The organism is Cellvibrio polysaccharolyticus, assembly GCF_015182315.1.
In the GTDB taxonomy this organism is placed as follows: domain Bacteria; phylum Pseudomonadota; class Gammaproteobacteria; order Pseudomonadales; family Cellvibrionaceae; genus Cellvibrio; species Cellvibrio polysaccharolyticus.
On record NZ_PRDL01000001.1, the window covers coordinates 1,620,759 to 1,644,351 of the forward strand.

Sequence of the window (23,593 nt, forward strand, 5' to 3'; positions counted from 1 at the left end):
GAATGACAGTGACCTGGTTTAATCAGGGAGTGTTGCATGTGGAGATTACCGCGCAGCTGCCGGTGCAACACCCGTTGCTCGCGATTTCTGATGCAGAGTTAAAGGATGACCTGGCGGTTGATCAGGTATTGCAAGCCATCGAAAGTAACTATCAGCAAGGTTACGAAGCAAGCGCCAGTATTGAAGAAGAGCTGAATGGTATTGTGTTCGGCGGCCGGGGTGATCCGTTGCTCAAGCCGGATGTGCTGTTGGCGGCCGTAGAAGAATTCAAGCTGCATCGTCATGGTGTACCGGTTGCCGTGGCGAGCTTTGGCCTGGTGGGCGAACCGGATATGCAATCGCTGGCGGTGAGCCTGGCAGATGCCGGGGTAGAAACCCTGCAGTTTTTTTTGCCAGCGGGCAATCCATCCGCCTATGCCCGATTGTTGCAGGTCGAACCCGCGCTTTTTAATCGCTTATGTCAGTTTATTGAAGTCTGTGTGGCGGCAAATCTGCGCGTCGAATGTTTTACCCACACTGATTTACAGCAGTCTGCAGGCGAATGCAGAGCCCTGGCACTTGCTCTGGGAGCGGTAAGCTTTGAGGTGCGGGAGCTGGCTTCAACCGCGCAGGATTGATGCGGTATAGCCGTCAAAAACTGCTTTATTGCACGGAAAATATCGCTAAAAGGATGACTAAACGGGCGCTTTCGCGTAAGGTAGCGTCCTTTCGATGATGTTGATAAAACCGGTCCCCATTCGGACTTTTTGCGTCATTGGCACCTGCTTAAAACTTCCAGGCAGTCTCACACTGCCCAGACATCGAGCCGTTACAACATATGAACCTGAACTATCTGGACTTCGAACAGCCGATTGCCGACCTTGAAGGCAAAATTGAAGAGCTGCAATTGGTAGGCAATAGCAGTGATGTGAATATTGCCGACGAAATTGGAAAACTACGCGAAAAAAGCACCAAACTGACTGAAAGCATCTATGCCAATCTCACCCCGTGGGATGTGGTAAAAGTTGCGCGTCATCCGTTGCGTCCTTACGCTTCAGATTACATTTCCCGTATTTTTACCGACTGGGATGAATTGCATGGTGATCGCCATTTTGGCGATGACAAAGCGATTATCGCCGGTGTAGGTCGTCTTGATGGCAAGCCGGTTATGGTGGTTGCCGAAGAAAAAGGGCGCAGCGTACACGACAAGGTTTACCGCAACTTTGGTATGCCAAAACCGGAAGGCTACCGTAAAGCCCTGCGCTTGATGGAGATGGCCGAGCGTTTCAAATTGCCGGTGCTGACCCTGATTGACACCCCCGGTGCTTACCCGGGTATCGACTCGGAAGAGCGTGGCATCTCTGAAGCCATTGCGCAAAACCTGGCGGTTATGTCGCGTTTGCGTACGCCGATTATCTGTACGGTAATTGGTGAAGGTTCATCCGGTGGCGCATTGGCTATTGGTGTGGGTGACCACCTGAACATGCTGCAATACTCCACCTATTTTGTAATCTCGCCGGAAGGTTGCGCCAACATTATCTGGAAAACTGTTGCCAAGGCACCGGATGCAGCCCAGGCGATGGGTGTTACCTCCAAAGTGCTGGAAGACCTGGGTATTGTGGATGAAACCATCCCCGAACCTCTGGGCGGCGCGCACCGAAACGTAGATCAAATGGCGGCCAACCTGAAGCAGCGCTTGGTTGTGCAGCTGGATCGTCTGTCCGGTGAACCACTGGATGCGTTGATTGAGCGTCGTTACAAGCGATTAATGAGTTACGGTAATTAATTTACGGTATTAATACGCTTCAAAAAAACCGCCCTCAGATTCTGTTGGCGGTTTTTTTATGCCTGTCTCTATCCGGGCAATTTCCGGCATGCCATTGAAATGGCTTCTGCCATTTTCCGGTCAATATTTTTTTGCAATAACAAGATACTGGTGGTCACAATAAACGTGTTGTTAATAAAAGAGCTGGCTATATGGGTGACGTAATTCCTTTCAAAAAACCATCGCCGTTTGAAAAACACAAAGGAAAATCCCTGTGCAAAAGCGGTTTTCATAAATGGCTTGTTGTAAAAGAAAAACAGTTTGATGTGAAGCAGGGGAAGTTGGTGACGGTGTATCGCTGTGCGCGTTGCGATGCGCAAAAAGTGGAGGCCAAATAAGCATTCGGGAGCCGAAGCTCCCGAATTTTTTGCTTAGTGGTGATGACCGCCAGCGCCGTGCGCGTGGCCATGGTTTACTTCTTCTTCGGTTGCTGCACGAATTTCAGTAATTTCCACATCAAAGGTCAAATCAACGCCGGCTAACGGGTGGTTGCCGTCAATAGTGACTTCATCATTTTCAACCGAGGTTACGGTAACAACTTGCAGGCCGTGTTCGGTTTCTGCATGAAATTCCATACCGGCTTCAATGCTGTCTACGCCGCTGAACATACTGGATGGCAATTTTTGCACCATGCTGTCATCGCGCTCACCATAGGCTTCTGCAGCTTTAACAGAAACATTCAGCTTGTCGCCTACTTTTTTGCCCAGCAATTCTTTTTCCAAACCTGGAATGATATTGCCTGCACCGTGCAGGTAAGACAGTGGCTCCTGGCCCTCTGATGAATCCAGCACTTTGCCAGAGCCGTCGGTCAGGGTGTAATGGAAGCTGGCAACGCAGTTTTCAGTAATATTCATAGTTGTAGAGCCTATTGGTAAGTTAAATCAAGCTGTTGAGTTAAAGCAAACAGCGGCGCAGGGCACCGCTTTATTTCTGAAACGATTTGATCTCTTTGCCATTCATATTCGCTTTGTTAAGCGTGATGGTATAAGTATCGCCTTTTTCTTCCTGCTGCATCCGCACCAGTAAATAGTCCCACTCTTTTGCCAGCCACGCAAAAGTGACCCGGTCACTGTTTTCGCGGCTGCGTTTCACTTTGACGGTATTGACCTTGCCGAGCGGCGTATCCAGCGTTTCTTCGCCAACGACCTCAAAGGCATATTCACGAAGCGTGTTACCGCCATCTGCGATGGTGTAAGCAAATTGGGTTTTGCCGTCCAGTAAGTCCTGTTGCAGTTGCAGCTGGTAACTGAGTTTGTCCTGGATGCGCTTTGAGGTATCCAGCGGCTTGCTGCTGCTGGCCAGATTATCCACGATTCTGCCTTCCGCCCACTCAAACGCAATGTCGGTATCCTTGTTGCGGCCTACGCCCCGTCGCTTGTAAATATAGTGCAGGGGTAATACTTGCGATTTTTCGTCATTCCACTCCAGGTAACTGACTTCATCAATACTGGCAAACCAGGATTCCGCACGGAAATTCATTTTTTGCCGGCCGTTCTCCAGTTGTTCAAGAGAATGGGTCACGGTAATTTTGAAGCCCAGCGCACTGGACACATATTGATTGTGGAAGGTGTTCGGAAGCTCCGCAGCCAGCAGTGTTGAGCTGAAGGCAAGAGCAGCTGTGGCGAATAACGAACGCAGTACCGGATTCATCAGGTAGTTCCCTTTATGGCCGAGAGGTGGTGTCAATTAGATGGCCAGATGATGGTAAAGGTTCATTATCCAGCCATACCTGGCCCTCGCTGAGACGCAGGCGAGACTCAGTAAACCATTTTACGGCGAGCGGATAAACAATGTGTTCCTGCTGCTGCACCCGTTTTGCGAGCGATTCGGCATTGTCGTCGGTAAGAACCGGGACTTTGGCCTGAATCACCGAGGGGCCGCCATCCAGCTCGGCGGTCACAAAATGAACGGTTACCCCATGCGCGGTTTCACCGGCATCCAGTGCCCGCTGGTGCGTAGCAAGCCCTTGATAAGCGGGAAGCAGGGACGGGTGAATATTCAACATGCGACCGGCATAGCGCCCGGTAAACGCCGGGGTGAGGATGCGCATAAAACCGGCCAGCACCACCAGATCCGGCTGATAAGCATCAATGCGATCGGCCAGGGCCGCATCGAAGGCGGCCCGGTCGGCAAATTGCTTGTGATCCAGCACTTCAGTGGCAATACCTGCCTGTTCGGCTCGGGTCAAACCACCCACAGCGGGGCGATTACTGATCACCGCGACGATATCTGCCGCAATCTCACCGGCGCTGACGGCATCCATCAGCGCTTGCAGGTTGGTACCACTGCCGGAAATCAATACAACAATGCGATGGCGCAATTCACTCATCAGGCAGACAGCCCCAGCAACTCAACCTGCTCTTCGTCAGCTTGTGCTTTGGCAATATGACCTACCACGAAGGCGGTTTCACCGGCTTCGGCGAGCAGTTTCAGAGCATTGTCTTTTTCGTCTGCCGGGATAACCAGAATCATGCCGGTACCGCAGTTGAAGGTACGGTACATTTCACGGGCAACCACATTGCCGCTGCGCTGCAGCCACTGGAATACCGGTGGCAGGGTCCAGCTGCTGGCGTCAATCACGGCTTTGCAGTCGTCTGGCAATACGCGAGGAATGTTTTCCAGCAAGCCGCCGCCGGTGATGTGCGACAGAGCGTTGACGCGGGATTTACGGATCAGCTCCAGAACGGGTTTGACGTAAATGCGAGTGGGGGCCATCAGGGCGTCGGCCAGAGAAACACCGCCACAATCCTGATTCAGATCGGCATTGCTAACTTCAATGATTTTACGGATCAATGAGTAGCCGTTGGAGTGCGGGCCGCTGGCGGCCAGAGCAATCAATACATCGCCAGCCTGAACCTTGCTGCCGTCGATGATTTTGGATTTCTCAACCACACCGACGCAAAAACCGGCCAGATCGTAATCTTCGCCTTCGTACATACCTGGCATTTCAGCGGTTTCCCCGCCAACCAGCGAGCAGCCAGCTTGTTCGCAGCCATCGCCAATACCCGATACCACGGCAGCAGCTACATCAACATTCAGTTTGCCGGTTGCGTAATAATCCAGGAAAAACAGCGGCTCGGCGCCGGTCACTACCAGGTCGTTAACGCACATCGCCACCAGATCGATACCGATGGTGTCATGCTTGCCAAGATTCATGGCCAGGCGCAGTTTGGTGCCTACACCATCGGTGCCGGAAACCAGAACCGGTTCGGTGTAGCCTTTGGGGATTTCGCACAGTGCGGCAAAACCGCCCAGTCCGGCCATCACTTCCGGGCGACGGGTGCGCTTCGCTACCCCTTTAATGCGTTCGACCAGCGCTTCACCGGCATCAATATCAACACCGGCGTCTTTGTAGCTGAGAGAGGGAGTAGGGGACTGTTGTTCGCTCATAAGAGAGATCCGCTTGCGAGAGGTTGGTAAAAATGGCCAGCATTCTACCAGCTTATCGCCCATCATGCCGATAGCCGAACAGACTTTGCGATGCAGATAATGCGCTCTATTGGTGAAATTTGCCCTCGGGTCGCGCGGAATTGCCTGCTACAATAGGCAATTCGAACATTTCGCAAATCCCTCACTATTGTCGGGACGGTTTTCACCGGTGCTTTTTTAGCCGCCAGCGGTTGATGCGCAGGCGGTAAACCAGGGTGGGCCAATCATTTCAGGAGCTGATTTTGGCACGATTGCTAGCAACACTGACGTTTTTACTGGTAGCAGTTCAGGTGTGTGCCGGGCAACAGGTAGACATTTACCGTGCCGAGGCGCTGGTTACTTCCCAGCAGGCCAGTGAGCGGGCTACGGCGGCGCGTGGTGGTTTGCGCGAAGTCATGATCCGGGTGTCCGGTGACCGTGCTGCTGCCGATCATCCCACCATCGCCAGTGCGATCCGCCAGGCGCAAAACTACCTGCACGAGTTCAGCTACGCATCGACCGACAAACGCATTGAAAGCGACACCGGCTCCCTGCCTGCGACCTTGTTAATCATGAAGTTTTCTCCCGCCGGTATTGAGCAGCTACTGCGCGATGCCGGTTTGCCCCTGTGGCCGGCCAACCGACCCAAGTTAATGGTATGGATAATCTCCGAAGACAACCAGGGCGCGCAGCACCGTGTGCCTGATGAGCCGGCTTTGCAGGCGATTTATGCCCAGGCGGCGGTGCGCGGTTTGCCTTTGTTATTTCCCTTGCAGGATTTTGAAGACACGATTGCCTTGCCCTCGGAATTGTTGAGTGAACTGGACGAGGACGCTATTCGCAGCGCTTCTGAACGTTACAAGCCGGATGCCATTCTTGCAGGCAAGCTGAGCCAGGCACCCGACGGACAATGGCAGTCTTCCTGGTTGCTGATGCAAAGTAATGATGTGCAGCCGGTGAATGGCAGCGGTGCCGATCTGGCTGCACAGATTTCCAGCGCCATTGATTACAGCGCCGATCAGTTTGCGCGTCAGTACGCTATTGTTCCCCGCGCCGGCAATGCTGACCCGGACGTAGTTGTGCTGCGTATTAATGATGTTGCAGATTTTGCAGACTTCAAACAGGTGCAGCGTTATTTTGAAGGCATGGCGATGGTCAAGCATTTCGAGTTGTTGCAAGCAGAAGGCAACCGCTTGACGGTGCAGTTGCAAATTGAAGGTGATTTGACGCTCTTGTCGAGTACCCTGGAACTGGGCAAAAAACTCTTTCCGGTAGCCTCTGTCTCAATCGAAACACCTTTTATGGCCGTTGCCAGTCAACCTGGTGAATTATCTGCCGACCCGGTTGCAGCGCCCTCGGCGTCTATTATTGGTTCCGGCAGTCGCGATAACCCGCTGACGTACCGGTGGGCTGACTAATGACCGGCCTTAACCGGTTTGCTGAGGATCAAGTGTCAAGGTGACCCGAATCCCGCAACAACTCTCGCTCGGCGTTATTCTTAATGACGAGGCACGGTTTGAAAATTTCTACTCCACCAAAGGCTCTGTCAATGAGCAGGCTGTAGCCTTGCTGCGACAGCAGGTGGACACCCAGGGCTACCCGTTTGTTTATTTGCAGGGCGGCCCCGGTAGCGGTCTGAGTCATTTGCTGCAAGCCGGTTGTCACTACGCACAAGCCAAAGGTTTGCATATTCAATACCTGCCGATGGCAGATTTGGTGGATTACGCCTCGGTAGAGTTGTTCGCTGATTTGGGCTATCTCGATTACCTGGCGCTGGATGACTTGCAAGCCATCGCCGGGAAAAAAGAATGGGAACAGGCGCTATTTCATTTGTACAACCTGTTACGCGATAGCGGCAAGCGATTGCTGGTGGCGGCCAACGCCAATGTGCGGGAATTGCCTTTTCAGCTGGAAGATTTACGCTCACGGTTGCAGTGGGGTCTGACCTATAAAATTCAACCGCTCAACGACACCGAAAAACAACTGGCACTGCAAGCGCGGGCGCGGGCGCGCGGGTTGGAATTGAGTGATGATGTGGCGCATTATTTATTGCAGCGCCTGCCGCGGGATGTACATCAGCTATTTTCCCGATTGCATTATCTCGATTGCGCTTCGCTGGCCGAGCAGCGCAAATTGACCATTCCTTTTGTAAAAAAAATATTATCTCTCTGAAAGCCTGTCTGTTTTTGTAAATTACCGTTAAAGGGCTGGGGCGGCCTTCGGCTCTCCTCTACCCTGAATACTTTTGATTCAGCCAATTAATAACGATAACTTTGCATCTTTATGATGCCATGGAGCTCAGGTATGACTACGCCTTTCAAACGCGGCCGATTTTTACTGCCTCTTTCCCTGATGACGCTGGCTCTGGCCGGGTGCAATAGCGGCGGCATTACCTCTGCAGCCACTTCATTATTTTCCGGTGGGCCGGAAGAAGTGGCGGACAAGATTAAAGTCAATCAGGTGGGTTACCTGCCCGGTGGCACCAAGCAGGCGGTAGTGCCGGCTGGCAAGCAAAGTCATTTTTCGGTAGTCAATACAGCAACCAACCGTGAAGTATTCCGCGGCCAACTAACACCCGCAGCCCACTGGGGGCCGTCGGACGACTCGGTACACATTGCCGACTTTACCGGTTTGAAAGCGCCGGGCGAATACCGCTTGCAGGTTGAAGGTTTAAAAGCGTCGGTGCGTTTTCGTATTGATAGTAATATTTACCAGCAACTGAATGCAGCGTCTATCAAGTCTTATTACCTCAACCGCAGCGGTATTGAATTATTGCCGCAATTTGCCGGGGAATATGCACGCCCTGCCGGTCATCCGGATACCCGGGTACTGGTGCACGCGTCAGCGGTCAGTGCGCAACGCCCCGAAGGGACGGTAATCAGCAGCCCGAAAGGATGGTATGACGCGGGCGATTACAACAAATACATTGTGAATTCCGGTATCAGCACTTACACCTTGCTCTCCGCCTACGAACATTTTCCGCAGCACTATCGCCAGCAATCGTTGAATATTCCGGAAAGCAGCAATGCCGTGCCCGATTTGTTGGACGAGGCTTACTGGAATATCGCCTGGATGTTGACCATGCAGGACCCTGCCGATGGTGGCGTCTACCATAAGCTGACCAACAAACGCTTTGACGGTGTGATCATGCCGCACGAGGCGGTGGAGCCCCGTTATGTAGTACAAAAGGGCACCGCAGCTGCGCTTAACTTTGCTGCGGTAATGGCAACCGCCAGCCGTATTTTCGCTCGCTACGATCAGCAATTTCCGGGCTTGTCCGGTGAGATGCTAATTGCTGCCGAAAAAGCCTGGCGCTGGGCTGTCGCCAATCCGAATGTTGCTTACGAACAACCGGATGATATTAAAACCGGTGCCTACGGCGACAAGCAATTTGCCGATGAATTTGCCTGGGCTGCTGCCGAGCTGTACATAGCCACGCGCAATGACAATTACTATCGCACCTTTACCCTGTCCAACCCGGCCATTGGTGTTTCTTCGTGGAGTGATGTGAGCGGTTTGCCGTGGATTTCACTGGCGCACCATGTGGATAATCTTACGCCAGCTGCTGATAAAAATTTGATCCGTCAAACTGTTATGAGCGAGGCGCGACGTTTATGGAGTCGCAGCAGTGAGTCTGCCTACCGTTTGCCGATGCAGAGCGAAGATTTTAAATGGGGCAGTAATTCGTTTGCGCTTAATCAGGCCATTATGTTGTTGCAGGGTTATCGCTTGAGTAAAGAAGCTGCTTATCTCGATGCAGCGCAATCCTTGCTGGATTATACGCTGGGTAAAAATCCGCTCAATACGTCTTACGTCACCGGTTTCGGTGAGCGTTCGCCAATGCATATTCACCACCGTCCATCCGAAGCCGATGGCATTCGCGCGCCGATTCCCGGTTTTATTTCCGGTGGCCCTAACCCGGGGCAACAGGATGCGGATGACTGTCCGGTGCCATATCCCTTTGCCGAGCCTGCCAAGTCCTGGCTGGATCACTGGTGCAGTTATGCCAGTAATGAAATTGCAATTAACTGGAACGCGCCGCTGGTTTATGTAAGTGGCGCCATTCAGGTATTAACCGCAGAATAAATAAAACTGCCGGGCAAATAAAAAAGCCGCTGTGAGAATTTCACAGCGGCTTTTTTGTTGTTGCTATGTAACAGGTTTTATCAGGGCGCTACGCAATCCACACAGGCCGCATAAACTGACTGCGGATCATTCATGGTTTCCAGTAGCTGCAGTGTTTTGGTGATTGGAGAGAAATTTTGCAAGCTCTTCAATGACGAAAACGATTGTGCCAAATCTCGCGGTACCCAGGCTTTGGCACTTTCCCCGAGAATTTGACGAATCAATACTTCTTTTGGCGAAAGCGGTTGCGTCACCAGTTGCACACTGTATTGGGTCAGCCCGGCTTTTTCTGCTGCGGCGGCAATAACATCGTTCAAATTACCCAGCTTGTCTACCAGCCCCAGCTCCAATGCGGAAATACCGCTCCACACATGGCCTTGCGCAACACGGTCAATATCTTCTGCGTCTGCATTGCGCGATTCGGCAACCAATTGAATAAAGCGCTGATAAATATTGTCGACACCGGTTTGCAAAATAGCAGCGGCCTCGGGGGATAGCTCGCGATCAATCCGCAAACTGCCCGCCAGATTGGTGGTGCCTACACCATCGGTATAAATGCCTAGCCGCGCCAGACTTTTTTCAAGCGTGGGGAATGCACCAAATACACCAATCGAACCGGTGATAGTGGCCGGTGTTGCCCAGATTTCGTCACCACCGGTTGCCATCCAGTAACCGCCGGAGGCGGCAACGCTGCCCATGGAAATATAAACCGGTTTGCCGGTGGCGCGCACAGAATTGATTTCTGCGCGAATTACTTCAGAGGCGAAAGCGCTGCCGCCGCCGCTGTCGATACGAATTACCAGCGCTTTAATGCTGTCGTCATCGCGAATACCGCGCAGCATTTCCAGAAAGGTTTCGCTACCGATAGTGCCGTCCGGCTGTCTGCCGTCAACAATATTACCGGATGCGACCAGCAGGCCAATTTTGTCCGCTGAAGGTACTTTGAAACGGTTGATGTCAGCCAGGTAACTGCGCACACCAACGCCGTTGTAGAAATCACCTTCGGCGCTGTGACCTACCTGTTCAATCAGTTGGCGATGGATGACACCGCGGCTGGCCAGCTGGTCTACCAGACCCGCTTGAACCGAAAGCGCTGCGCTATCACCGCCAGCCTGATTCAATGCCTGGCCCATGTTATTGATGTAGCCGGTAATGGCACCGCGAGGAAGGTTGCGACGGGTTTCCACGTCCCTGGTGTAAATTTCCCAGAGTTGGTTAACCAGTTCCTGATTGTGCTCGCGGGATTCATCGGACATATCGTCGCGCAGTAAAGGCTCAACGGCATCCTTGTATTTTCCGGAGCGGAAAATATGGAAGTTGACATCCAGTTTATCCAGCGCACTTTTAAAATAATTACCGTAGCGGCCATAGCCGGTCAGTAATACAGAACCCATATCATTTAAATAAATCTCGTCGGCGTAGCTGGCGAGATAATATTGGTCCTGGGTGTAGTTATCCGCAACGGCGATAATATTTTTGCCGCTGGTTTTAAAATGTTCCAGGGCCTCGCCGATCTCCTGCATTTTGCTCAAGCCGCCGCCATAGAGTTTGTCCAGTTCGAGAACAATACTGCTTACGCGTTGATCAAGCGCGGCATGATAAATGGCATCCACCACTTCGCGAACCACGGTTTCCGATTCTGCAGGGTCCTCGGATGACAGTAAAAAAGTAGCCGGATCAACATAGGTTCGTTGATCTACCAGTATGCCTGCGGGAGCGATGCGCAAAGCGAAGTTATCGGGCAATGGCATATCACCGCCAGAGCGGAAAGCCAGCACAATAACCAGAATAATCAGCAGAAATAATAAATTGAAAAACGCTACCCGCGTCCAGGTAAGAATGGACCAGAGCGTAATAAAAAAGCGTGCCACAAGGCCGCGTCGTTTGGTTGATGTAGTCACACCATTATCCTTTCACGTGAAAGAGTGGTTTTTAACGGGATTCAGCCGCTTGTTGTTGATAAAGATTCCAATACTGTAGCCAACGGCTGACCATCATGGCACTGAGAAAAATAACCGAGCTCAAGATAACCACCACCACATCGGACCAGCGAATAAAGGGCGACATGCTGTTCACAACGGACCAGGTGAAGTAGGGCAGAATCACAAAGCATACCCAACTGTAGCTGCGAAAACGCTGCCTTAACAGGCCGGGAACAAAAATTAACAAGGGCACGCACTGTACCAGCCACAGCGCAATTCCCCCGTCAATTCGAATGATATTCAGCGAAGTAAACAACAATAACAGGGCCACGAAACTGGCGGTGAAGATGGCTTTGCCCACCGTCAATTTGCGAAAAATTTTCTGGCCTTCGTCTTCAGTTAATACAATCTGACGTTGGCGGCGCGATTCACTCATAGTAATACCGGCGTTGTTAGTGGGAGTCTGATAATTTCAAAGCAAGGTGGGCGATACGTTTGCCCAGTGCCTGGCACAATTGTGTTTCGTCGGCGCTCAGGGCTGGCGGCTGGTCATTGGCGGCCAGATGCGAAGCACCGTAAGGCGTACCGCCGGTGGTGGTTTGTGACAGCGCCGTTTCACTGTAAGGAATGCCGCTGATGACCATGCCGTGGTGCAACAGGGGCAGCATCATGGAAACCAGCGTGGTTTCCTGGCCACCATGCAAAGACGCAGTGGAGGTAAATACCGCGGCCGGTTTACCAATCAGGTCGCCATTCAGCCATAGCGCGCTGGTGGTATCGAGAAAATATTTCATCGGTGCGGCCATATTGCCGAAGCGGGTTGGGCTGCCCAACGCCAGGCCGGCGCAATGGCGCAAATCATCCTGGCTGCAATAAACCGCACCTTCATCGGGAACGGCGGGTTCAGTGGCTTCCGATACCGGTGATATGGCGGGTACGGTGCGAAGACGGGCTTCAATACCGGTAGTGCGCTCAATACCGCGGGCAATTTGCTGGGCCATCAGGCGGGTAGCCCCGTAGCGGCTGTAATAAAGAACAAGTACGTAAGGATGTATCACACAAACTCCTGTCAATCGATCAAGTTCAGCACATTTTCAGGCGGTCGGCCAATCACTGCACGATTTTTAGCAATGGCAATCGGGCGTTCGATCAGTTTGGGATGCGTCACCATCGTTTCAATCAACTGCTCTTCGCTCAGCGCTTCGTTGTGCAATTCGAGGGTTTTATAATCGGCCTCGCCTTTGCGCAATAAATTACGTGCGGGTATCTTCAGTTTTTTCAATAAAGTGCGCAGCTCGGTGGCATCCGGCGGATTGTCGATATAGAGTCTAATAACCGGTTCAATATTGTTTTTCCGCAACAGCGCCAGCGCCTCCCGGGATTTTGAACAACGCGGATTATGAAACAGGGTCATCATGCCGGGAGTTCTCCTGATAATGCATGGATTATGACGTTTTGTTGAAAGCTGCTCTGTCAGTGAGTTGTCACCGCAGCTTGTGCCAGGAGTGCAGGCATTATGTAAACGCCCGGTATTTCCTATGTGGAAATGCCATTCAACAAAAAGTGCAATAAAAGAATATGGTAAAGAGTGCAATGGTAAAGTATACCCGGTTGCGCGTGTGCTTTCAGTGGCTGTTGATGGTTGTTCACGCAGGGTTTTGTGAGTGGTATGGAGAATAAAGCAGCTATGTTAATCAATCGCCCCTTTCTGCGCTCTGCATGGAGCTTCCTTCGGCTGATTATTGAGCAGTTTTTTGAGAAAAAATGTCAGAAAAGTGCGGCATCGCTGACCTATGTCACTCTGTTCGCCATAGTGCCGTTAATGACGGTTACCTATTCCATGTTCTCCATTATTCCTGCTTTTCAGGGTGTGGGAGAACAGCTTCAAGGGCTGATTTTCGAACATTTATTACCCACCACCGGCCAGGAGCTGGTGGGATATTTACAGGACTTTTCCAACCAGGCGCGCAAGTTGACGGTAGTGGGCGTCATCTTTCTGGTGGTGTCTGCCTATTTCATGCTGGCCAATATCGAAGAAAACTTTAATGCCATCTGGGGGGTTCCGGAGGGGCGTAAAGGCATTGCCAACTTCCTGCTCTACTGGGCCATCCTGAGTCTCGGCCCGCTGTTGCTGGGCGCCGGGTTGGCAATGAGTACCTACCTCTTGTCTTTGCAGTTTTTTAATGAAGTACACGCTTCTGTCGGTATTCTTCAGCCGCTGTTTCGCATCACGCCTCTGGTGTTGTCGATTGCCGCATTTACGCTGTTGTTTGCTACCGTGCCCAATTGCAAGGTGCCGCTCACCCACGCGCTGATCGGCGGTGTAGTCACCGCACTGGTATTTGAAGTGCTGAAGATGATCTTCAGTCTGGTGGTCAGCAATTCATCTTACACGCTGATATATGGCACTTTTGCGATGGTGCCGCTGTTCCTGCTTTGGATTAATTTGATCTGGATGACGATTCTGGCCGGCGCGGTATTGGTACGCACTATCAGCACTTATCAAATTACGCTGCGCGACAAGGCTTACCCGGATTTACTGGCTGCGTTACTGATTCTGTGGAAATTTCATCAGGCGTCTATTCAGGGCTCCAGTCTCGATGACCGTCAGTTGATTAATGGCGGTATGTCCAATACGCAATGGCAGCGGCTCAATGCTGCCCTGTTAAAACACCATGTGATCACTGCCACCAGCCAGGGTGACTATGTGCTGAGCCAGGATTTGCATTACCTGACGCTGGCGCGCCTGCGGGAAATTCTCAAGTTGCCACGGCAATTGCCGGAAAGTAACAAAGAACTCCGGGATCTGCCTTGGTACCCCGAACTTGAGTATCGCCTGGGGGCGTTGGAGGAGTTTGTGGACGAGCGCTTTGATATTTCCATCGCCGCCTTGTTTGGCGAAACGCTGGATGATCAGCCGGTCAAAACACTAAGTGATCCTTCATAAAAATGTTTCTTGCGCCAAAGGGTGGTGCAATGGTTATAATTTGGGCAAATTCCTTATGATTGTTGTACCCGCTTATGTCCACTCCTTTACTGATTTGTGATGATTCATTAATGGCGCGCAAGCAGGTTGCTCGTGCGTTGCCGGATAACTGGGACGTAGCCGTCAGCTTTGCCACCAACGGTGTGGAAGGGTTACAGGCGATCCGTGAAGGCAAAGGCGAGATGGTATTGCTGGACCTCACCATGCCGGACATGGACGGTTATCAGGTGCTGGAAACCATCCGCAACGAGGGGTTGGACACCATGGTTATTATCATCTCCGGGGATATTCAGCCGGCTGCCCGGGCGCGGGTCAAACAATTGGGCGCGCTCGATTTTATTCAAAAACCGGTCAACCCTGAAAAATTGGCCAGCGTTTTATCAACCTACGGTTTGATTTAAAACCGGGTTACGAGCTATTCCCCCATGCGCTTTTCTCTGTTTGGTCAAAAACTCTCCCGTGACGCCGGCATCATTTCATTGATGGATGATCTCGGTTCGGCGTTACGGGAAAACCCTGAAATGATTTTTATGGGCGGCGGCAACCCGGCGCGAGTGCCGGCAATGGAGGCTTTCTTTGAACAAGCCTTGCACCGGGTGCTGGATGACCCTGAAGAAAAGCTGCGCCTGCTGGGTATTTATCAACCACCGGCGGGCGATAGCGCTTTGCTGGATGACCTGGCCTCCATGCTGCGTCGCGAATACGGCTGGCAAATTACCCGCGACCATATAGCGCTGGCCAACGGCAGCCAATCGGCTTTTTTTGTCTTGTTTAATTTGTTTGGTGGCACCGATGCCGAAGGCAATTTTCTTCGCATCCAGCTACCTATGACGCCGGAATACCTCGGTTATAACGAACAGGGGATCGAAGAAAAACTTTTTATCAGTTCCCGTCCTGAAATTGAATTGCTGGACAATCAATTTTTTAAATATCACGTCGACTTCAAACAGCTCGAAGTGCACCCCGATGCCGGTGCGCTTTGTGTTTCGCGCCCGACCAATCCCACCGGTAATGTTATTTCCGATCAGGAGTTGGATGGTTTGCAAGTGTTGGCCGCCCGGCAGCAAATACCGCTGATCGTAGACGGCGCCTACGGCACGCCTTTTCCCAATATTATGTTTGTTGATGCCGCTGCCAGCTGGAACGAAAACATGATTTTGGTGTTGAGCCTTTCCAAACTGGGTTTGCCCGGCGCGCGCACCGGCATCGTCATTGCGCGTCCGGATATTATTCAGGCGTTTGCCCGCGCCAATACCATTGTCAGCCTGGCGCCGGGAAATATGGGTGCAGCATTCATGAAACAATTGATTGCAGGTGATCAATTGCTTTCGCTTTCTCGCAATACCGTACAGCCTTTTTATCAAGCCCGTATGCAACAAGCAGTGAGTATTTTCAAGACAGCTTTGGCCGGCCTGCCATACCGATTACATCAGCCCGAAGGGGCAATTTTTTTATGGCTTTGGTTTGAAGGCTTGCCGATAGATAGCGATGCGTTATATCAGCGTTTGAAGCAGCGAGGGGTGTTGGTGGTATCGGGGCATCATTTTTTCCCCGGACTGGAGCAGCCATGGTCGCACCGGCAACAATGTATTCGTATCACCTATTGTCAGGACAACGAAAAATTGGTGGCCGGTGCAAACATTATTGCGCAGGAAGTACAAAAAGCGTTTCAGGGATAAATAGACAAACAGAATAAAGGGCAGGGTGCTTTAGTGGCTTACACTGCCCAATCGCCAGAACCAGCGGGTAGGGGCTTTGCACAATTGGTTCATGTAGTTGCTCTTGTGCGACTCGCTGGTAAACCAGAAATAATCCTGTTTACTTTTGGGTTTCAACCACTGGTTGACCGGGGTGATTTTTTCAATGCGCAGCCGCGGCAAACCGAGTTTACGGTCAGCGTTAAACTGTTGGTTCCATTGCACCAAAATGTCGCGTTTTGAGGTGGCTATAGCCAGCTCTTCAGATGAAGCCTGAACAATGCGGTTGGCTAAAAAGCCAATAACCGGTTCGGTTTTTTCATCGTTTTCAAAAAAAATCCCGTCACCCGAGACTATGATTTGGTAGTACATATTTTTACTCAACAAGTAGACCTTGTCTTTACATAATAGCGTGGAATGTTGATATCCGCTGTGGCCGCCGGAAAAAATACCAACAACATTAAAATATTTTGACGCTATTCCCATTCCCCATCCGTGCGGGCCTCATAGATGGGCTCGGTAGCGGGTAATTTTTTGAACAATTTGTTGAAGTGCTGCTGCACTCTGGCCAGATTGGTCAATGACATACCGCTGGAAAAGCCAAACCATACATATAAACCGTTGAGGTCGCGAAACATCGCAGGCAGGTATTTGGGGCCAATTACGACGCCTTCAAGGTAGCGCTCATATAAAAGCGGCAGATCGTCCAGTGTGACCTTGCCGAGAAACAGCATCGGAATGATTTCCGGCACACCGGATTGAATGGCGCTGCGAATAAAATTGACGTTTTCAACAAACCCTTTGACATAAGAAATATCTTTGGTGAAAACCGAACCGCCGGCCAGTGTGCCGCCCCGAAAGACGCGCTGCGTAACCCGGTAGCTGTCATGCTCGCTAATCCCTCGCTCCAGAAAATATTGATAGACCTCACAAAAATCTGCCCCTTGTTCCGCAAGATCAACCGCGACTACCCGGTCACTGATGCGCCGTGCGCGCTGCGGAAAGGAACTGAACGTCAGGGTTTCCATTAAAACCGCCATGCCTTCCTGAATGGCGGTAATGCGCGGCGATCCGACACTCAGCCAGGTTGCCCAGGGCTGCTGGCGTCCGTTGAGGGTGGTGCCGATATGAACCCAGCCTTCGTGAACCTCCAGGACTTGTAAGTCCAGTTCGGAAAAGAAGGCGCGACGGTTGACCTTGATGCAGTCGCCCCCGGCCGCGGCGTCTGAAACAATATTGTCACTGATTTCGACCCGCACGGCGCCCGGTGCAAAATACTGGTTCATGCGCTGTTGCAGAATATCTACCGCTTGCTGGGCATCAATGTGCTGGTTGTAAGGTCGATTGAGGTGCTCCACCGCAGGCAACGAAAAAATATGACAAAGCCGTTCTCCCATTTGCCGCAGGGTTTTTCTATCACCGCGAATCCGGTCGCTGGCCGAGCCATAAAGCAAGCGGCTGAAATGGCCAAATTGCGGTGTACCGCGGGCGCGCAGCAGCTCGATGACGATTTGATATTGTTCAATGGTGACATGCAAAATCTGGCCGAGCGCATCGCCCCGCCCCAGCTGCCGTTTTACATCCTGCTTTAATTCGCCCAGTGCCAGGTAAAGCTGATCCGGGTCAAAATTGAATTTGTATTGCTGGTAAAAATCTTTATCGAGCGCCGGTAATTTTTTACCTTTGGCAGCCCGGAAATCGGCTTCCAGCTCGGCGGGCCACTTAATGGCATCGAGAATACGAATGGGCTTTTGTAATAACACCAGGCGTGTTGAGAGTGCTTTCAGGCGTTCAAGGTAAGCTTGTTGACTCATATTGATTTTCCGAAAGGTGCCAGCTCACCCGCCTGCCTGGCAGGGATAAACTCGCCGGTTCATTCGTTTTACCACCACCGCAACCCGGCGTTGATAAGGTATCTATTTTTTATAGCAGCCAGTGAGTGACGCTGCGCAAAATAACTGCCATAAAATGGTGCAAGATGTTCTGCTGCTATTGCTGTGCGCGCCAGCGGCAGACAGGGCGCGCATAGTAACAGCAGCTTGCCGGAAAGGTTAATCTTATGGGGCTTGTTGTGTCCTTGCTGTCGCGAGATACTGTGCCGATCATCACGCGGATCTGTCATTGATTACAAGGCAGCCATGATTTTCACGGGATCATGGCGGTGAGGTAGGGCATGGGTTATCTTGCGCTGGAAAAATTGCATCAGTTGTATGACGGCTATCGCCGTCCGGTTCGAATCAGTGGTAATGAGTATTTGTTGTTGCAGGAGGAAGGCAGGGTATATCTGCTGTTAAATCGCTGTCCGCACCAACAGGCACCTTTGCAGCAGGCCAGTATTTCCAATGGCCAGTTGCGCTGCCCCCGGCACGGTATGGTTTTTGATCTGCTCAGTGGTCGACCGGTGACTGCCAACGGGTGTGCCGCGCTGACCTTTCTGCCTCTGGTTTACGACGGTAATACGCTGGGGGTGGATGTATAGCGGCACAATAAACGGGTTAAAATGACGGAATGGCTGAACCTGAAGGAGTCAGGTACAAATTATGTACAAACTACTCATTATAAAAATGCTGGGCGTGATATTTATTGCGATGGTCGGCGTGCACTATCTGTTGTATCTCAAAACCGGCCGGATGCCGGATAATCCGCTTGGCAATTTTTCGCTGGATAGCGTGAGCTTGCCCAAGGTTAATCTACCGTTTATTTCCAGTGAGTCCGGGGCTGGTGGAACCAGTTTGTCGGACAAGCCGGTATATACCTGGCGGGATGAAAACGGTGTGCTGCATTTTTCCGAATCGGCGCCCGAGGGGGGCAACGCCAGTCAGTTTCATAGTGACAAGCCGGTTAACATTGTTCCCGCGGTTAACGTTCCGCCCCGTCAGGATGGCGTGGTTGCTCCCCGAGCGGGTCGCACGGTAGAGTCCGAGGGTGCTTCGGCTATTGATAAGGCGCTCGATGCCCGTGACCTGTTGGAGCAGCGTCAGGCGGAGCAGCAAAAAGTCCTCGATCGGTTATAAAGCATTCCGGTTAACCGCCATCTTCTGTATAAAATCCCGAAAGCCAGCCGTCAGGCGGTTCTACACGCCCGGTTGATCAGGTATAATCGCCCGTTTTTTGGTCTGGCAGAAGGGTTTTGGCCTTTTGTCAGCTGTTGGCGCACGATGTTCGCTCCTGTGAAACTCTTCATTCGGGTTGAGGATGAGTGCGGTTGGTCTTTCGGGTAGTCTTTTTCGGGTTTTAAACATGCCTATTTATGAATATCAGTGCCAGTCTTGTAATCATGAATTGGAAGCATTGCAAAAAATTGCCGATGCACCGCTGGTAGAGTGTCCCGCTTGTGGCCAGGCTAGCCTGCAGAAGAAAATTTCCGCAGCCGGGTTCCGCCTGAAAGGCGGTGGTTGGTATGAAACCGACTTTAAATCCGGCAGTAAAAAAAATCTGGCAGGAGATAGCAGCGCGCCTTCAAGCGGTAGTAAATCCGCCGACAAGCCTGCCTCCGGTGGCCAGGCCTAATTTTTGAACATCGACGACATGACGGGAAAAACCTATGCGCAGTGAATACTGTGGCGTTTTGAATGCCTCATTTATTGATCAGGAAGTAACACTTTGCGGTTGGGTTGACCGCCGCCGCGACCATGGTGGCGTCATCTTTATTGATTTGCGCGACCGCGATGGTGTTGTGCAAGTGGTATTTGACCCGGATGCCAAAGAAAACTTTGCCCTCGCTGACAAGGTGCGTGGCGAATACGTATTGCAGGTAACCGGTAAAGTGCGCGCGCGCGCCGCAGCTGCTGTTAATCCGAACATGAACACCGGTGAAATTGAGGTGTACGGAACGGCGCTGACCATTCTCAACGAAGCCGAAACCATTCCTTTCCCGCTGGATTCCTACGCCAACGTGGGAGAAGACATTCGCTTGAAGTATCGCTTCCTCGACCTGCGTCGTCAGGACATGCAGAAAGCTTTGCGCTTCCGCTCCAAAGTGACCAGTGCGATTCGCAACTACCTGGACACTAACGGCTTTCTGGATATTGAAACCCCTATCCTGACTCGTGCAACACCGGAAGGTGCTCGCGATTATCTGGTGCCATCACGTACCCACGATGGTAAATTTTTCGCCTTGCCGCAATCGCCGCAGTTGTTCAAGCAATTGCTGATGGTGTCCGGTTTTGACCGTTACTATCAAATCGCCAAATGTTTCCGCGACGAAGATCTGCGAGCAGACCGTCAGCCGGAATTTACCCAAATCGATATTGAAACCTCCTTTATGTCCCAGGAGCAAATCATGTCGATCACCGAAGGCATGATCAGAGAGGTTTTCAAAGACCTGAAAGGCGTTGAGTTCGGCGAGTTACCGCGCATGCCTTTCTCTGAAGCAATTACCAAATACGGTTCTGATAAGCCGGATCTACGTATTCCGCTGCAATTGGTAGACATCAAGGATCTGGTTACCGAGGTGGATTTCAAAGTATTCGCCGGCCCGGCCAATGATCCGAAATCCCGCGTTACTGCCTTGAAAGTGCCTGGCGGCAACGACAAACTGACCCGTAAGCAAATCGACGAGTACACCAAATTTGTCGGTATTTACGGTGCAAAAGGTTTGGCGTATATCAAGGTAAACGACAAGTCTGACCTGGAAGAAGGTTTGCAATCTCCGATTGTTAAAAACCTGCCATTGCCGGTTCGTGCAGCCATCCTCGAACGTGTTAACGCTGAAAACGGCGACCTGATTTTCTTCGGTGCTGACCGTCATAAAGTGGTTACCGAAGCGCTGGGCGCACTGCGTTGCAAGCTGGGTGCAGATCTTGATTTGTACACTGCTGAGTGGGCACCGTTGTGGGTGGTTGATTTCCCGATGTTTGAAGAAGACGACAAGGGTAACTGGAGTGCCTTGCACCACCCGTTCACCGCGCCGTCCTGTTCACCGGAAGAGCTTTCAGCCAATCCGGGAGCTGCTTTGTCGCAAGCCTATGATCTGGTATTGAACGGTACTGAACTGGGTGGTGGTTCTGTGCGTATCCATACCAGCTCCATGCAACAAACCGTATTCGGTTTGCTGGGTATTGAAGAAGACGAGCAGCGCGAGAAATTCGGCTTCCTGCTGGATGCACTGAAATACGGTGCACCGCCGCACGGTGGTTTGGCGTTTGGTCTGGACCGTCTGATTATGTTGATGACCGGCGCTGCGTCAATTCGTGATGTTATCGCTTTCCCGAAAACCCAGAGTGCTGCCTGTGTTATGACAGATGCACCGGGGATTGTAGACGAACTGCAATTGCGTGAATTGCACATTCGTTTGCGCAAAAAAGAGCAGGCAGCAGCGGCACAAGCTGCTGAATAATTGCTAATACCGGATTGTCCGTAAGGTTGGCCAAGTGCCGGCTTTACGCTTGATGGCAGCGGACAATTCTCATCCACCCGCGAACTGCTCCGGCAAGCGCGGGTGATTTGTTTTCAGCCTCTCTGCTTGATTGAGCGGTGCGGGCGCAGGTCTGGAGGTTGTAACATGGCCGGTCATTCCAAATGGGCAAATATCAGACACCGTAAAGGTCGTCAGGATGCCAAGCGCGGTAAAATATTTACTAAAATTATTCGTGAGCTCACCGTAGCCGCCAAAGGCGGTGCTAACCCGGCCGATAACCCGCGGTTGCGTGCAGCGGTGGATAAAGCGCTCAGTGAAAACATGAAGCGCGATACCATTGATAAAGCAATTTCCCGTGGTGCCGGTACCAACGAAGCCGACAATTACGAAGAGCTTACCTACGAAGGTTATGGTGCGGGCGGTGTAGCATTTATTGTTGAATGCATGACGGACAACCGCAATCGTACCGTTGGCGATGTGCGCCATGCGTTTACCAAGCGCGGTGGTAATCTCGGAACTGACGGCTCTGTCTCCTATTTGTTTACCCGTCAGGGACAAATCAGTTTTGAAGCCGGCGTTGATGAAGATGCGATTATCGAAGCAGCGCTGGAAGCCGGTGCCGACGATGTCGTTACCAACGATGATGGTTCGATTGAAGTGATGACCGCCTTCGAAGCTTACCTGACGGTGAAGGATGCATTGCTCGCTGCCGGTTTTACCCCGGCCAATGCGGAAATCACCATGGTGCCTTCCATTTCTGTGCCGCTCGATAAGGACGGCGCAGAAAAAATTCTTGGCCTGGTAGATATGCTGGAAGATCTGGATGATGTGCAAAATGTGTACACCAATGCTGATATTCCCGACGAGGTTATGGAACAACTGCAATAATTATATCGGCGTTGTTGCCGGCGTAATTGATGTGCTGCAGGCGGTGACCCGGTTTTCCGCTCTGCAGCGCTGAATTGATTTTTCTTTTTTGTGGCTGCCAAAAACTGCCTCACTTCATGGAACGCTTTTGCGCTATGCCAAGTTCACTGTACCCCAAGGGTAATAACCTGTGACGCTGATTTTGGGTATTGACCCCGGGTCACGCAAAACCGGCTTTGGTATTATTCAAGCCATCAGTGGCCAGGTGCACTATGTGACCAGCGGTGTAATCCGCATTCCCGACGGTGAATTGGCAGGGCGGTTGAAAGTTATTTTTGACGGGCTGACGACCATTATTACGCAGTATTCGCCGGATGAAATGGCCATTGAGCAAGTTTTTATGGCCCGTAACGCCGCATCGGCGTTAAAGCTGGGGCAGGCGAGAGGGGCAGCGATTGTTGCCGCTGCTGTTCGCGAGTTGCCGGTGGCTGAATATGAAGCGCGCAAAGTAAAACAATCGGTGGTGGGCAATGGCGCTGCCGATAAATCCCAGGTGCAACACATGGTGAAGACGCTTCTGCGTTTGCCCGGTGTGCCACAGGAGGATGCGGCCGATGCGCTGGCGGTCGCGCTCTGCCATGCCAATACCCGTCAGCATCTTATCAAGTTGTCCGGCTCCAGTAGTTTCCGTCGCGGTCGCGTTGTCTGACCGGTTCCTGAATTCCCGATTTATTTGTTAGTCTTACGATAATTTTGAATCGGCAGACTTGCCTGCCTGTTCGTCAGAGCCAAAGGTGTATCAATGATAGGTTTATTGCGTGGCAAACTGCTGGAAAAGTCGCCGCCTGATTTATTGCTGGACGTAAATGGTGTGGGCTACGAAGTTCAGGCACCGATGACGACCTTTTATTCATTGCCGGGTATTGGCGGTGAAGTAACGCTCTACACGCATCTTTCCATCAGCGAGAATTTGCATCAGCTGTTTGGTTTTATTCGCGTGCGAGATCGGTCTTTGTTTCGTACGCTGATCAAAGTGAATGGTGTAGGGCCGAAGCTGGCTATCTCCATTTTATCCGGTATGGAAGCGGACGATATTGCCCGCTGCGTGCGCGATAACAACACCGTGGCACTGACCAAAGTGCCGGGTATCGGCAAAAAAACCGCCGAGCGTCTGGTGGTGGAATTAAAAGATCGCTTGAAGAATTGGGATTTACCGCATGCTGCGCTAGCATCAAGCGGTGATACCTTGCCATTGGCCGTCACTGACGATGCGTATGTTGAGGCTGAAAGTGCTCTTATTGCCCTGGGCTACAAACCGGTTGACGCCAGCAAAATGATCGCCAAAGCGCTTCATTTGCAGCCTGAAGCCACCAGTGAAGAATTGATTCGTCTGGCCTTGAAGAGCATGGCTCCCGTTTAATCCCT

26 protein-coding genes are annotated in these 23,593 nt (G+C 51.7%); 16 read left to right on the forward strand and 10 right to left on the reverse strand.

Features of this window, described 5'->3' with window-relative positions; all coding sequences use genetic code 11:
• The first annotated feature begins 2 nt into the window (after nucleotides 1-2).
• The 3 genes from C4F51_RS06945 (at nucleotide 3) to C4F51_RS06955 (ending at nucleotide 2,142) form a co-directional block, all read left to right on the forward strand.
• Entirely contained in the window at nucleotides 3-617 is a 615-nt protein-coding gene (locus C4F51_RS06945; protein ID WP_193908413.1) for a hydrolase TatD, read from the forward strand.
• Nucleotides 618-817: 200 nt separating this feature from the next.
• Nucleotides 818-1,765, forward strand: a complete 948-nt coding sequence (locus C4F51_RS06950; RefSeq protein WP_193908415.1) for an acetyl-CoA carboxylase carboxyltransferase subunit alpha — start codon at nucleotides 818-820, stop codon at nucleotides 1,763-1,765.
• Between the two features lie 191 nt (nucleotides 1,766-1,956).
• Nucleotides 1,957-2,142, forward strand: coding sequence for a hypothetical protein (locus tag C4F51_RS06955; RefSeq protein WP_193908417.1), 186 nt, complete (start codon nucleotides 1,957-1,959; stop codon nucleotides 2,140-2,142).
• 33 nt (nucleotides 2,143-2,175) lie between these two features.
• Here C4F51_RS06955 and C4F51_RS06960 read toward each other — a convergent pair whose 3' ends face one another.
• The 4 genes from C4F51_RS06960 to purM all read right to left on the reverse strand — a co-directional run bounded on the left by C4F51_RS06960 (nucleotide 2,176) and on the right by purM (nucleotide 5,194).
• The gene (locus C4F51_RS06960; RefSeq protein WP_193908419.1) at nucleotides 2,176-2,658 is read right to left on the reverse strand and encodes an FKBP-type peptidyl-prolyl cis-trans isomerase; all 483 of its coding nucleotides are present in this window, start codon (nucleotides 2,656-2,658) and stop codon (nucleotides 2,176-2,178) included.
• 70 nt (nucleotides 2,659-2,728) lie between these two features.
• Nucleotides 2,729-3,454: a DUF3108 domain-containing protein gene (locus C4F51_RS06965; protein WP_193908421.1), complete on the reverse strand. Its 726-nt coding sequence runs from the start codon at nucleotides 3,452-3,454 to the stop codon at nucleotides 2,729-2,731.
• A 13-nt stretch (nucleotides 3,455-3,467) separates the two neighbouring features.
• Nucleotides 3,468-4,133: a phosphoribosylglycinamide formyltransferase gene (gene purN / locus C4F51_RS06970; protein WP_193908423.1), complete on the reverse strand. Its 666-nt coding sequence runs from the start codon at nucleotides 4,131-4,133 to the stop codon at nucleotides 3,468-3,470.
• A complete protein-coding gene (purM, locus tag C4F51_RS06975) occupies nucleotides 4,133-5,194 on the reverse strand; it encodes a phosphoribosylformylglycinamidine cyclo-ligase (protein ID WP_193908425.1) in 1,062 nt (353 codons plus the stop codon). Before purM ends, purN begins: the two co-directional genes overlap by 1 nt.
• A gap of 281 nt (nucleotides 5,195-5,475) precedes the next feature.
• Here purM and C4F51_RS06980 point away from each other — a divergent pair, with 281 nt between their 5' ends.
• The 3 genes from C4F51_RS06980 to C4F51_RS06990 all read left to right on the forward strand — a co-directional run bounded on the left by C4F51_RS06980 (nucleotide 5,476) and on the right by C4F51_RS06990 (nucleotide 9,298).
• On the forward strand, nucleotides 5,476-6,630 hold the full coding sequence (locus C4F51_RS06980; protein ID WP_193908427.1) for a DUF2066 domain-containing protein: 1,155 nt from the start codon (nucleotides 5,476-5,478) through the stop codon (nucleotides 6,628-6,630).
• 40 nt (nucleotides 6,631-6,670) lie between these two features.
• Nucleotides 6,671-7,384 (forward strand): DnaA regulatory inactivator Hda, encoded by a 714-nt coding sequence (hda, locus tag C4F51_RS06985; RefSeq protein ID WP_193908428.1) that lies wholly within the window; start codon nucleotides 6,671-6,673, stop codon nucleotides 7,382-7,384.
• Between the two features lie 132 nt (nucleotides 7,385-7,516).
• Nucleotides 7,517-9,298 carry a glycoside hydrolase family 9 protein gene (locus C4F51_RS06990; protein WP_202987638.1) on the forward strand — a complete coding sequence of 594 codons (1,782 nt, stop codon included), beginning with the start codon at nucleotides 7,517-7,519 and terminating at the stop codon, nucleotides 9,296-9,298.
• Nucleotides 9,299-9,378: 80 nt separating this feature from the next.
• On the opposite strand, the gene sppA is transcribed toward C4F51_RS06990, so the two are convergent.
• From sppA to arsC, 4 genes are read right to left on the reverse strand one after another with little or no spacing between them, the layout of a single operon-like run.
• Nucleotides 9,379-11,238 carry a signal peptide peptidase SppA gene (sppA, locus tag C4F51_RS06995; protein ID WP_193908430.1) on the reverse strand — a complete coding sequence of 620 codons (1,860 nt, stop codon included), beginning with the start codon at nucleotides 11,236-11,238 and terminating at the stop codon, nucleotides 9,379-9,381.
• A gap of 31 nt (nucleotides 11,239-11,269) precedes the next feature.
• Nucleotides 11,270-11,695, reverse strand: a complete 426-nt coding sequence (locus C4F51_RS07000; RefSeq protein ID WP_193908431.1) for a DUF2069 domain-containing protein — start codon at nucleotides 11,693-11,695, stop codon at nucleotides 11,270-11,272.
• Nucleotides 11,696-11,711: 16 nt separating this feature from the next.
• The gene (gene wrbA, locus C4F51_RS07005; protein ID WP_193908432.1) at nucleotides 11,712-12,317 is read right to left on the reverse strand and encodes an NAD(P)H:quinone oxidoreductase; all 606 of its coding nucleotides are present in this window, start codon (nucleotides 12,315-12,317) and stop codon (nucleotides 11,712-11,714) included.
• Between the two features lie 11 nt (nucleotides 12,318-12,328).
• Nucleotides 12,329-12,676, reverse strand: coding sequence for an arsenate reductase (glutaredoxin) (gene arsC, locus C4F51_RS07010; RefSeq protein WP_193908433.1), 348 nt, complete (start codon nucleotides 12,674-12,676; stop codon nucleotides 12,329-12,331).
• A 270-nt stretch (nucleotides 12,677-12,946) separates the two neighbouring features.
• Here arsC and C4F51_RS07015 point away from each other — a divergent pair, with 270 nt between their 5' ends.
• The 3 genes from C4F51_RS07015 to C4F51_RS07025 all read left to right on the forward strand — a co-directional run bounded on the left by C4F51_RS07015 (nucleotide 12,947) and on the right by C4F51_RS07025 (nucleotide 15,924).
• Entirely contained in the window at nucleotides 12,947-14,206 is a 1,260-nt protein-coding gene (locus C4F51_RS07015) for a YihY family inner membrane protein (RefSeq protein ID WP_235992293.1), read from the forward strand.
• A gap of 74 nt (nucleotides 14,207-14,280) precedes the next feature.
• A complete protein-coding gene (locus C4F51_RS07020; protein WP_193908436.1) occupies nucleotides 14,281-14,646 on the forward strand; it encodes a response regulator in 366 nt (121 codons plus the stop codon).
• A gap of 24 nt (nucleotides 14,647-14,670) precedes the next feature.
• Nucleotides 14,671-15,924 carry a valine--pyruvate transaminase gene (locus C4F51_RS07025; protein ID WP_193908438.1) on the forward strand — a complete coding sequence of 418 codons (1,254 nt, stop codon included), beginning with the start codon at nucleotides 14,671-14,673 and terminating at the stop codon, nucleotides 15,922-15,924.
• A gap of 30 nt (nucleotides 15,925-15,954) precedes the next feature.
• On the opposite strand, the gene C4F51_RS07030 is transcribed toward C4F51_RS07025, so the two are convergent.
• Together C4F51_RS07030 and C4F51_RS07035 are read right to left on the reverse strand one after the other, a co-directional pair.
• Nucleotides 15,955-16,314: a hypothetical protein gene (locus C4F51_RS07030; protein WP_193908440.1), complete on the reverse strand. Its 360-nt coding sequence runs from the start codon at nucleotides 16,312-16,314 to the stop codon at nucleotides 15,955-15,957.
• A 104-nt stretch (nucleotides 16,315-16,418) separates the two neighbouring features.
• A complete protein-coding gene (locus tag C4F51_RS07035) occupies nucleotides 16,419-17,756 on the reverse strand; it encodes a flavohemoglobin expression-modulating QEGLA motif protein (protein ID WP_193908441.1) in 1,338 nt (445 codons plus the stop codon).
• A 359-nt stretch (nucleotides 17,757-18,115) separates the two neighbouring features.
• On the opposite strand from C4F51_RS07035, the gene C4F51_RS07040 reads away from it, so the two are divergent.
• From C4F51_RS07040 to ruvA, 7 genes are all read left to right on the forward strand, one after another.
• Nucleotides 18,116-18,421, forward strand: a complete 306-nt coding sequence (locus tag C4F51_RS07040; RefSeq protein WP_193908442.1) for a Rieske (2Fe-2S) protein — start codon at nucleotides 18,116-18,118, stop codon at nucleotides 18,419-18,421.
• Nucleotides 18,422-18,482: 61 nt separating this feature from the next.
• Nucleotides 18,483-18,956, forward strand: coding sequence for a DUF4124 domain-containing protein (locus tag C4F51_RS07045; RefSeq protein WP_193908443.1), 474 nt, complete (start codon nucleotides 18,483-18,485; stop codon nucleotides 18,954-18,956).
• A 226-nt stretch (nucleotides 18,957-19,182) separates the two neighbouring features.
• On the forward strand, nucleotides 19,183-19,452 hold the full coding sequence (locus tag C4F51_RS07050; RefSeq protein ID WP_193908444.1) for an FmdB family zinc ribbon protein: 270 nt from the start codon (nucleotides 19,183-19,185) through the stop codon (nucleotides 19,450-19,452).
• 34 nt (nucleotides 19,453-19,486) lie between these two features.
• A complete protein-coding gene (gene aspS / locus C4F51_RS07055; protein ID WP_193908445.1) occupies nucleotides 19,487-21,280 on the forward strand; it encodes an aspartate--tRNA ligase in 1,794 nt (597 codons plus the stop codon).
• Nucleotides 21,281-21,445: 165 nt separating this feature from the next.
• A complete protein-coding gene (locus C4F51_RS07060; protein WP_193908446.1) occupies nucleotides 21,446-22,189 on the forward strand; it encodes a YebC/PmpR family DNA-binding transcriptional regulator in 744 nt (247 codons plus the stop codon).
• Between the two features lie 169 nt (nucleotides 22,190-22,358).
• On the forward strand, nucleotides 22,359-22,877 hold the full coding sequence (ruvC, locus tag C4F51_RS07065) for a crossover junction endodeoxyribonuclease RuvC (protein WP_193908448.1): 519 nt from the start codon (nucleotides 22,359-22,361) through the stop codon (nucleotides 22,875-22,877).
• Nucleotides 22,878-22,970: 93 nt separating this feature from the next.
• Nucleotides 22,971-23,588: a Holliday junction branch migration protein RuvA gene (ruvA, locus tag C4F51_RS07070; RefSeq protein ID WP_193908449.1), complete on the forward strand. Its 618-nt coding sequence runs from the start codon at nucleotides 22,971-22,973 to the stop codon at nucleotides 23,586-23,588.
• Nucleotides 23,589-23,593 lie beyond the last annotated feature (5 nt).

Bases quoted from the DNA above. Each gene is read 5' to 3' on its own strand.
- C4F51_RS06945 (WP_193908413.1), top strand. From the start codon at position 3: ATGACAGTGACCTGGTTTAATCAGGGAGTGTTGCATGTGGAGATTACC.
- C4F51_RS06950 (WP_193908415.1), top strand. From the start codon at position 818: ATGAACCTGAACTATCTGGACTTCGAACAGCCGATTGCCGACCTTGAA.
- C4F51_RS06955 (WP_193908417.1), top strand. From the start codon at position 1,957: ATGGGTGACGTAATTCCTTTCAAAAAACCATCGCCGTTTGAAAAACAC.
- C4F51_RS06960 (WP_193908419.1), bottom strand. From the start codon at position 2,658: ATGAATATTACTGAAAACTGCGTTGCCAGCTTCCATTACACCCTGACC.
- C4F51_RS06965 (WP_193908421.1), bottom strand. From the start codon at position 3,454: ATGAATCCGGTACTGCGTTCGTTATTCGCCACAGCTGCTCTTGCCTTC.
- purN (WP_193908423.1), bottom strand. From the start codon at position 4,133: ATGAGTGAATTGCGCCATCGCATTGTTGTATTGATTTCCGGCAGTGGT.
- purM (WP_193908425.1), bottom strand. From the start codon at position 5,194: ATGAGCGAACAACAGTCCCCTACTCCCTCTCTCAGCTACAAAGACGCC.
- C4F51_RS06990 (WP_202987638.1), top strand. From the start codon at position 7,517: ATGACTACGCCTTTCAAACGCGGCCGATTTTTACTGCCTCTTTCCCTG.
- C4F51_RS07000 (WP_193908431.1), bottom strand. From the start codon at position 11,695: ATGAGTGAATCGCGCCGCCAACGTCAGATTGTATTAACTGAAGACGAA.
- arsC (WP_193908433.1), bottom strand. From the start codon at position 12,676: ATGATGACCCTGTTTCATAATCCGCGTTGTTCAAAATCCCGGGAGGCG.
- C4F51_RS07015 (WP_235992293.1), top strand. From the start codon at position 12,947: ATGTTAATCAATCGCCCCTTTCTGCGCTCTGCATGGAGCTTCCTTCGG.
- C4F51_RS07020 (WP_193908436.1), top strand. From the start codon at position 14,281: ATGTCCACTCCTTTACTGATTTGTGATGATTCATTAATGGCGCGCAAG.
- C4F51_RS07025 (WP_193908438.1), top strand. From the start codon at position 14,671: ATGCGCTTTTCTCTGTTTGGTCAAAAACTCTCCCGTGACGCCGGCATC.
- C4F51_RS07030 (WP_193908440.1), bottom strand. From the start codon at position 16,314: ATGTACTACCAAATCATAGTCTCGGGTGACGGGATTTTTTTTGAAAAC.
- C4F51_RS07035 (WP_193908441.1), bottom strand. From the start codon at position 17,756: ATGAGTCAACAAGCTTACCTTGAACGCCTGAAAGCACTCTCAACACGC.
- C4F51_RS07040 (WP_193908442.1), top strand. From the start codon at position 18,116: ATGGGTTATCTTGCGCTGGAAAAATTGCATCAGTTGTATGACGGCTAT.
- C4F51_RS07045 (WP_193908443.1), top strand. From the start codon at position 18,483: ATGTACAAACTACTCATTATAAAAATGCTGGGCGTGATATTTATTGCG.
- C4F51_RS07050 (WP_193908444.1), top strand. From the start codon at position 19,183: ATGCCTATTTATGAATATCAGTGCCAGTCTTGTAATCATGAATTGGAA.
- aspS (WP_193908445.1), top strand. From the start codon at position 19,487: ATGCGCAGTGAATACTGTGGCGTTTTGAATGCCTCATTTATTGATCAG.
- C4F51_RS07060 (WP_193908446.1), top strand. From the start codon at position 21,446: ATGGCCGGTCATTCCAAATGGGCAAATATCAGACACCGTAAAGGTCGT.
- ruvA (WP_193908449.1), top strand. From the start codon at position 22,971: ATGATAGGTTTATTGCGTGGCAAACTGCTGGAAAAGTCGCCGCCTGAT.